The following is an 8,610-nucleotide window of genomic DNA, read 5'->3' as shown; positions in this document are numbered from 1 at the left end:
AACTTTGAAAGGCAGTTTACCTTTGAAAACGATAACCTTAGTGGTATTTCTGAGCATTATATTTATCAATACAATAGTGAAAATGAAGCTGTTACTGCAAAGACCACTCTTGATGCTGGTATTAAATCTGATGATAATATTAAGGTCACAACTGAAATTAATCTCAACCAATTAAAGAAAAAAACAGCTATTTCGGGAAATAATGTAGATAACTATCTTAAGTCCTTATCTGAATTTAGCTCCATCACGAATCATGATCTAAACTCCCTCATGTTAGCCGAGAACCAAACCGGACTTTCTTGCTCCACAGTTGAGTAGTCTCTAAAAACAATTAATTAAACTGGGAGGATCTGAATGTGACCTCTCAGTTTTTCTATACGTTTTTTGTAGTATAATTAATAAGAAAATAATTTTAAAAAATATCAAAGGATCTCATGTCTCAAGAAATTTATATTACGACGGCAATCCCGTATGTTAACGGCGCTCCTCATGTTGGGCATGCTGAGGATTATCTACTTGCTGATATCTATGCTCGCTATCAAACTATGCAGGGTAAAGATGTGCGTTTTCAGGCTGGGACTGACGAACATGGTAATAAAATTGAGAAAAAGGCTGGGGAACAGCAGATAGATATTAAGGAATACGTTGATCAAAACTCTGCCAAATTTCAGAATTTTCTTCAGAAATTCGATATAAAATATACCGACTTTATTCGTACCACCGACCCATCCCATATTGAGCGCGTGCAGAAAATTTGGCAACGCCTAGAAAAACACATTTATTCTTCCAGTTATGATGGCTGGTATTGTGAGGGCTGTGAACGTTTTGTCACTCAAAAAGAGTATGAAGAAAATCAGGGCACTTGTCCGGATCATCAAGCTCCTTATCAACATCTTACAGAATCTAATTATTACTTCCGAGTCTCTGATTTTAAAGATGAAATCAAAGCCGCTATCGAGAATGGCAAAATGCAAATCCTCCCAGAATTTCGTAAGAATGAAATTCTTAGGTTACTTGAGGATGCTCCTGACGTTTCGATTTCTCGCCCGGTCGCCCATCTCAAATGGGGTATTCCAGTTCCAGGCGACGAATCTCAAGTGATGTATGTTTGGATGGATGCATTGACAAATTACATCACGGTTCTTGGCTATCCAGATCAAGACATTTCAAACTACTGGCCAGCCACTGTTCAGGTGGTAGGTAAGGATATCTTGCGTTTTCATGCCATTCTTTGGCCAGCTATCCTCCTAGGGCTAGGCCTACCTCTACCACGCACCATTCTGTCTCATGGCTTTATTCAGGTGGATGGTCAAAAAATTAGTAAAAGCCTCGGCAATGGTATTGATCCAGTCGAAGTTTTGGAAAAACATGGCATCAATGCTTTTCGCTATTTCTTCTCTAAGCACATCGATACCTTTCTTGATGCAGATTTTACTTGGGAAAAGTTCGAAAACGCCTACCGCAACGAATTAGCCAATGACTACGGCAATCTTGTCCAGCGCCTTTCGGTACTTTGTCAGAAAAATTCCGTCGAAAAACTTGATTTTAGTTCGGCTTTTGTCCCAGAATATACTGAACTAATGGAGCGTTTCGAGTTTACCAATGCTATTAACAAGGCCTGGGGAATGATCCAAGACGTTAATCGTCATATCGAAGAACAGAAACCGTGGCAGCTCGCTAAAACCGCTCCTGAGCAGGCAAGAGTAAGTCTATCTGAGCTAGTTAAAGAGCTTTTAGTCGCTAATCATCATCTCAAGCCTTTTCTCCCCGTCGCAGAAACAGTTGAGTCTATCTTCACCGGAAGTGGTCAGATTCTTCCTCCAGAAACTCCACTTTTCCCTAAAGATTAATTATCTATAGAATAAAAAAGTAAGATAATCAGAGCCAATCGCTAAAATCAAATCAAAAAAATAGCCCCATCGGGCTATTTTTTTATCTATCACAAATTATTTTTCGTGGCAGTGTCCATCTTTGCAGTGGTGGTGTTTTTCACACTCATCCTCGCCTGCAAGGGTGGTTGCAATGTCGCCAACGAAGAAAGCTAGTATACCAGCTACGATTGGAGCTAGGATAAAGACTAGGACTTCAAGGCCAACCTTGCTAATCAAAGTACCAAAATTCTCAGCTGAAGTTGGGAAGATCTGATACATAATTGCAACTGCTGGGTTCAAGATAAAGTTGTTTGAAATCTTGAAGAAATTGCTTGAGATTACGATTGCAAATAATACCGCAAGCACCATACCGCCACCAATGATTGCAGCGTAGGTGAAAGCACTACGACGAGACTTGTATTCTTGTGCACGATTAAAGAAGAATGCCAAGGTGAAGACACCCAAGAATTCAATCGCAAGTAATTGCCATAGGTTTGAAGCTTCAACTGCGGTTAGTGCAGGAAGATCAACCTTAGTTTCGCCAGCCATACGGAAGGCATTAACGATGACTAGACCGAGCCAAGCACCAACAACCTGAGCGACCATGTATAGTACGCCACGAATTGCAGAGACGCGACGGGTTGCCATCATACCTGCAGTGATTGCTGGGTTTAAGTGTGCCCCAGAAAGGGTGAAGACGGCTAGGGTTACACCAATTACGCCGAATAGAACGTAAAGTGGCTGGTAGATGCCGAGAGTTAAGAGGAGCATTGTGATAAACATTGTTCCAATTAATTCTCCAACGAGCGCACCCCAGATCTTTGGTGTTTTGAAAATAGTTAGAATATTTTCTTCTGGATCACCTTTTTTAGCGAAGAAATTTGCAAAAATACATTTGCTCTTTTTGTTTTCTTTCATTTTTACTTCGGCTATCTCAGTGACGATTGTTTCCGGTTCGGTTACAGTCACAATTTCTTCAACGACAGTAACTTCTGGCTTTGTATTAGTATTTTTTGGCTTTTCCGTAGACTTTTTAGCCTTCTTGGACTTACTTGTTGCCATATACCTCCTTAAGTAATATTGAATGAATTATAACACATCTGTGGTAAAATACTTAAAGTTTAATTTTCTAAAATGAAAGGTATAGGATGGGAGTAATCGTACATAAAGAACAGGATAAAAATGCAGAGCTTAGTCGCCGTATTGCCGCAGACCTAAAGATAAAAGCGGAACAGACAGCCTTAAGTGCCGACCCTGATCTTGTTAATGATTCAGATTATATAAATGGATCAAAGACTACCAGTCGCTACGGTTGGGTTTGGCTCATCCTTGTTGGTCTCGCGATTCTTTCTCTAATTCTGATTGTTGTCATCTAGTGCTCTTTTTCTAAAGTCCAAGTTTTCCTATTTTCTCTTAAAAAACCACTAAAAACAGAGTATAATAAGAGACAGATATGAAACTTACAGACTTAAAACAGGCCCTAAAAGATCTTGGCCTTGAATATAGTAAAATTAAAGACCTCCCAGCTGAAGAGCGTAAAGCTTTTGGGCAGGAAATTAATCGTCGCAAAAATGAAATCTTAGCTCAAATTCAAGCTGAGGAAGAAAAATTAGCAGCAGTCGATATCAAGCCCATCGATCTCACCGCTCCTATGGCTGAAAACTCTACCCCGAAGAAAAACAGGCGTGGCAGCAAGCATCCTCTCATGGTTGAACTTGACAAAGTAATAGATATATATTCTAATATGGGATTTGAAGTCATGGAATCCACTCAGCTTGACGACGAATTTCATATGTTTGAGTCGCTCAACTTCCCTGAAGGTCATCCCGCCCGTGATGGTTATGATACCTTCCGCACCAAAGAAGGTTTTATCCCTCCAGCCCATACTTCTACCATGCAATATCGCGCGCTCACCTCTCGTCGAGACCAGCTTGAAACCGAAGGTCAGATTGCTGTAGTCATTCCTGGCCGCGTCTTTCGTAATGAAGATGTTGACGCTACTCATGAGCATACTTTTTACCAATGTGAAGGTGTTTTTGTTTCCAAAACTGCCACCATGGGACAGATGCTCGGCGTCCTCAAAAATTTCTTCGAAACCTATTATGGTCAAACTTTAAATACTAAAACTCAGCCAGGCTACTTCCCATTTACTGAACCTTCACTCGAATTTCAAATCGAGAAGCCAAAAGCTCTCGGCGGCAAAGGGGATGGTTGGTTAGAGATGATGGGTTGTGGTATGATTCACCCCAATGTTTTAAAAACCGCTGGCATTGACCCCACAATCTATAAGGGCTTTGCTTGGGGTGGCGGCATTGATCGTCTTGTCATTCTCAAATACCAACTTGACGACATTCGTTTCTTCGAATCTGGTAAACTTAATTTCTTGGAGGAATTCTAATGCTTATTTCACTTAATGCCCTAAAACGTTATGTTAAAATTCCAGATTCTCTCTCTACCGAAGATCTGATGAAACTGATCGGTTCTCGCCTTGTTGAAGTGGAGGGAACTGAAAGTCTTGCTGAAAAATACCAGAATATCTACGTCGCTAAGGTTGTTAGCTGCACCGATATTCCGGATACACATCTTCATCTCTGCGAGGTAGATGCCGGACCCCTCAATCAAGAATTCGGTAAACTTGAAAATGGTCTTATTCAAGTTGTCTGTGGTGCGCCAAACGTCCGTGCTGGACTCTCTGTAGTTTGGCTCGCTCCTGGCGCCATCGTTCCTACTACCTATGGAACAGAGAATTTTCAGCTATCTGTTCGTAAGCTTCGTGGCTATGAAAGTTATGGCATGATTGCTGGCGCTGACGAGCTCGGATTTGGCACTGATCATAAATATATTGCTGAGCTCGCTCCTGATCTTGCTGAACCCGGCACCCCTATTATTGAGGCATTAGATCTTGACGATTTGATTATTGATATTGAAAATAAATCACTCACTCATCGTCCAGATACTTTTGGACTAATCGGTTTTGCGCGCGAAGTTGCTGGGATCCTAGGTCAGCCATTCAAAAATCCTGCAATCTTCGATGGTGACTTAGCTACACAATCAGATTTTATCCGTAGTAATCCTAATAACACCTCAGATATCAAGAGTCCAGTTATTGAAATCCAGGATCAACTATTATGTCCTCGCTATTCCTGTGTCATCGTCGACCAAACCCAGCTTAAGTTTGATCAAGATTCTGCTGATTTTGGGCGCACCCTCACTCAAGACGGCGTTCTACTCTATAAATCTGGTATGCGACCTGTTTCGCCAATTGTTGATGCGACAAACCTCACCATGCTTGAGACTGGTCAGCCTCTACACGCCTTTGACTATGATAAATTTATCGCCATCGGTGGTACTGATTCCCCAAAAATTATTGTACGTGCTGCCAGGGAAGGTGAAAAAATCACTTTAATTGATGATACTGAAATCGAACTTAATCCAAACGATATTGTGATCACCTCCAATGATATCCCAGTTGCCCTAGCTGGCGCCATGGGTGGCAAAAATACCGAAATTGATACAAACACCAAGCGTATTCTTATCGAGTCTGCCACTTTTAGCCTCTATAATCTACGTAAAACTCAAATGGCTCACGGTATTTTCTCTGAAGCTATTACGCGTTTCACTAAAGGCCAACCAATCTTTGGTACAGTACCAGCACTAAAGTCCTGTCTAGAAAAACTCGGTACTAAAGATACTTCTAATCTCATTTTTGCCGACTGTCTTGCTCAAAGCCCCGCTCAGCAGATCATTAAACTTGACCTTAATGACCTTAATCAAACACTGGGCTCCAATTTTACATTAGAGCAGGTTAAGCAAACGCTCGCAAGTGTTGGTTTCATGGTGGATATACTCTCGGATAATCAGTCCTTAAATGTTACTACCCCGCTATGGCGTACCGACATCCATATTAAAGAGGATCTCTACGAGGAGGTTGGCCGTCTCAATGGTTTTGACAACATTCCGCAAACCCTTCCGCTCCGCTCTTTCAAAGGTAGCCCAAAAAATCAGCTTTTTGCCCTCAAGAGCGAAATTCGCAACATCCTTTCAGACCAACAGGGCGCCAATGAGCTCCTCACTTATAGCTTCGTTTCGCAAAATCTTCAGCAAAAAGTAGGTGAAGATATCGCTGATAGTTATGAAATTAGTAATTCTATCTCTCCAGAACTCCAATGTTTTAGACAGTCCATAACTCCAAGCCTACTCGAGAAGGTTTATGAGAATCAAAAGGCTGGATATAAGGATTTTATTCTCTATGAAATGAACCAAGTCGCCAAGCGCTCCTTTGGCTTTCTTGCAGATCAAACCCCAAAGCTCGAATCACATCTCTCAATCTGTCTTGAGGGTGATTTCTATCGAATCAAAGAGCTCTGTCTCGCCCTTGGCGCTCGTCTTGGTCTTGAATTTAAATTTGTCGAATATCAGGAGCAGCAATATCCATATTTTGAGCCGCTTCATTCAGTCCGTATTCAGCTCGGACAAGAAATGATTGGCTGTCTTGGTGAGGTTAAACATTCTGTACTTAAAAAACTGAAGCTAAAAGAAGTTTCTGCTCTTGAGCTAAATCTTGAGTCATTACTTAATGCTCCTCGAATCTTGCGTGGTACACAAAAGATTAGTCGCTTCCCATCCGTCTCGCGAGATCTCACTGTTAAGACCCCAGACACTGTCTCTTACGCTACGCTTGAGCAGGAAATCGCACGTGCTCTCGCTCAAGATTCTCTGATTCATACCTTGGAGCCAGTTTCCATCTATCGACCATCAGAAAATGACACTACCCGAAATTGTAGCTTCCATCTTAGCTTTGCTAGTACGGTAAAAACTATGAGTGCAGATGAAATCTCTGCTATAATGAAACAAATTGAACAAAATATTACAGCGCTCGGTGCTGAGATTATCTAATACAAATACCGAGAAAACTAAAGGAGGTTTATGCAAGAAAAAGAATTAAAGACCAGTTTGGGCCAGCGTATTATAATTGGGGTAATTGCCGTTCTGCTCCTGTCTTCTACGATCGCAATCTATGCTTTAATCGTACTTAATGGTGAAAAGAACAAGCAGACTTCTTCCACCAAAAAGGAAGAACTTGCGGTAGTCACTAAAGAGCTCTCTGCTAAACAAGACGAACTAAAATCTGCTTCCGATAAAATGTCGAAGCAATATTTTGATACCCTTGCCTCTTTTCGCAATAAGATCAAAGCCTATAATGGCACTTCTGTAGAGGATGCCGGCCTTAAGACTTTTGATCTAAAAAATGGTACTGGTGCTGAAATCACCGATAAGACCACTTCATACTATGCTTATTATGTTGGTTGGTGTGCTAATGAATCTGTTTTTGACTCCTCCTTTGATGATGCCAAGAATCCAAAGAGCCTCAAAGAGCCGCTTGCAGTCACCAACCCAAATAGCTTAATCGCCGGCTGGTCTGAAGGAATCAAGGGCATGCGTTTTGGTGGTGTTCGCGAGATTGATATCCCAAGTCCACTCGCCTATGGTAGTGAACGTGAAATCTGTGGCAGTAAAAACTCCCCACTCAAATTCCTAGTTCTTCCTATTGAAGTCTCCGAGGACTACAAGAAACTTTCCACTGAGTATAACCAAATCTACGTTAAATATCGTAAACTTCAATCTGAAATCAATAGCATCGGTGCCTAAGTCTTCAAAAACTTCGACTCTAATTAAGTCATAAATCACCCTCCTCTCAAAAACCTACAGCGCAAAGCTAGCCGCATATTACCCCTCCTTATATTGACAAATAAGCAATAGTATTATATAATAAAGCAGTAACAATTTTATCCGCATAAAGCGGAAGTTTGCACCTTAAAAAGGAGGGGTACATATGAAATTTGAATTCTTTTTAGTGATAAGTTTTTTTTCGAGCTCTATTTTATTGGGGTTCATTCTTCCAAAAGTCGTGGGAAGAAAAAAGAATGGGCAGCTGCTTGTTAAAAGCCGCCTTAGTGGCGGTTGGAGTTTTGCCATTGTTACTATTATATATACAGCAGTGCTTCTTGCTGTTGTATTATATGACATGAGGCAATGGGATAGGTTTAAATACCCATCCATGATGTCATATGGATGGCTCGTGGCTGTCATCTATGTGGTATGGGTACTAATCCGAGGCGCGCTCGTTCTTGCGGCATACTTTGGAATGGTTACAGCCATATCAGAATGGCATGAGTCTATCTTAAATGATTTATACCAGAATGGTTATCTTACCTTCTGGAGAAATGGAAGAGGAGACCTTGTTTTCGGTCCAACCGTTATCAGGAACTGGCTCCGAAGACACAGAAGATAGAAGTAAGAGGGGGTAAAATTTCATACCAATAAGGATTCAACCAGTCTTTTCTGGTTTAACTTTTATCCCTCCTGTTTCAAGCCCCACAGTCGTGGGGCTATTTTCTTTCTGAAATACCTCGCTATTCGCTACACTTTTTATACCATTCAGCTAGTTTTTCTAAAATCTTTAAATCAATTTCTCTGCCGTCAAAAGTTGTTTCGCCAGCCTCGCCTCGTTGCCTTAAGGCCGTGAGAGAGGCAAAGAATCTACCGCTCTGTTTTTTAATTCTTGCTTTTCGATCTGTCTCCCATTTTAAGTATTCGTCTTCTGTTAAACTCTGCGGAAAGTTACGTCCCTTAAAATGTAAAAACAAATCCGGCAATCTATCGTCGGCGAAATTAGGCGTAAAATCACCGAGTACTCCAGCATCCGCCCTTTGAATTTTTTGGCAAATCCTGCGATCCG

General features: G+C 41.3%; 8 protein-coding genes and 1 pseudogene. 7 read left to right on the top strand and 2 right to left on the bottom strand.

All coding sequences use genetic code 11. From position 1 onward, the window contains the following. On the top strand, positions 1-318 hold a 318-nt coding region (locus tag G3KMM_RS02830), incomplete at its 5' end, for a hypothetical protein (protein WP_164998486.1). 116 nt (positions 319-434) lie between these two features. After that, complete coding sequence (locus G3KMM_RS02325) at positions 435-1,850, top strand: methionine--tRNA ligase (protein WP_129605060.1); 1,416 nt, start codon at positions 435-437, stop codon at positions 1,848-1,850. A gap of 96 nt (positions 1,851-1,946) precedes the next feature. On the opposite strand, the gene G3KMM_RS02320 is transcribed toward G3KMM_RS02325, so the two are convergent. Then, positions 1,947-2,933, bottom strand: coding sequence for an aquaporin (locus G3KMM_RS02320; RefSeq protein WP_129605057.1), 987 nt, complete (start codon positions 2,931-2,933; stop codon positions 1,947-1,949). Positions 2,934-3,019: 86 nt separating this feature from the next. On the opposite strand from G3KMM_RS02320, the gene G3KMM_RS02315 reads away from it, so the two are divergent. From G3KMM_RS02315 to G3KMM_RS02295, 5 genes are all read left to right on the top strand, one after another. Further along, complete coding sequence (locus tag G3KMM_RS02315) at positions 3,020-3,247, top strand: hypothetical protein (RefSeq protein ID WP_129605054.1); 228 nt, start codon at positions 3,020-3,022, stop codon at positions 3,245-3,247. 77 nt (positions 3,248-3,324) lie between these two features. Next, on the top strand, positions 3,325-4,269 hold the full coding sequence (locus G3KMM_RS02310; protein WP_129605051.1) for a phenylalanine--tRNA ligase subunit alpha: 945 nt from the start codon (positions 3,325-3,327) through the stop codon (positions 4,267-4,269). Then, positions 4,269-6,767: a phenylalanine--tRNA ligase subunit beta gene (gene pheT / locus G3KMM_RS02305; RefSeq protein WP_129605048.1), complete on the top strand. Its 2,499-nt coding sequence runs from the start codon at positions 4,269-4,271 to the stop codon at positions 6,765-6,767. Before G3KMM_RS02310 ends, pheT begins: the two co-directional genes overlap by 1 nt. A 30-nt stretch (positions 6,768-6,797) precedes the next feature. Further along, positions 6,798-7,520 carry an FKBP-type peptidyl-prolyl cis-trans isomerase gene (locus G3KMM_RS02960; protein ID WP_129605045.1) on the top strand — a complete coding sequence of 241 codons (723 nt, stop codon included), beginning with the start codon at positions 6,798-6,800 and terminating at the stop codon, positions 7,518-7,520. Between the two features lie 259 nt (positions 7,521-7,779). Continuing rightward, complete coding sequence (locus G3KMM_RS02295) at positions 7,780-8,163, top strand: hypothetical protein (RefSeq protein ID WP_129605042.1); 384 nt, start codon at positions 7,780-7,782, stop codon at positions 8,161-8,163. A 121-nt stretch (positions 8,164-8,284) separates the two neighbouring features. Here G3KMM_RS02295 and G3KMM_RS02290 read toward each other — a convergent pair. Beyond that, a pseudogene (locus G3KMM_RS02290) lies at positions 8,285-8,610 on the bottom strand (exodeoxyribonuclease I); the annotation flags it as partial.

It is taken from the genome of Candidatus Nanosyncoccus nanoralicus (assembly GCF_004138405.1).
In the GTDB taxonomy this organism is placed as follows: domain Bacteria; phylum Patescibacteriota; class Saccharimonadia; order Saccharimonadales; family Saccharimonadaceae; genus Nanosyncoccus; species Nanosyncoccus nanoralicus.
The sequence above is the reverse complement of the archived record's forward strand: the minus strand, read 5'-3'. Positions and strand labels throughout refer to the sequence as shown.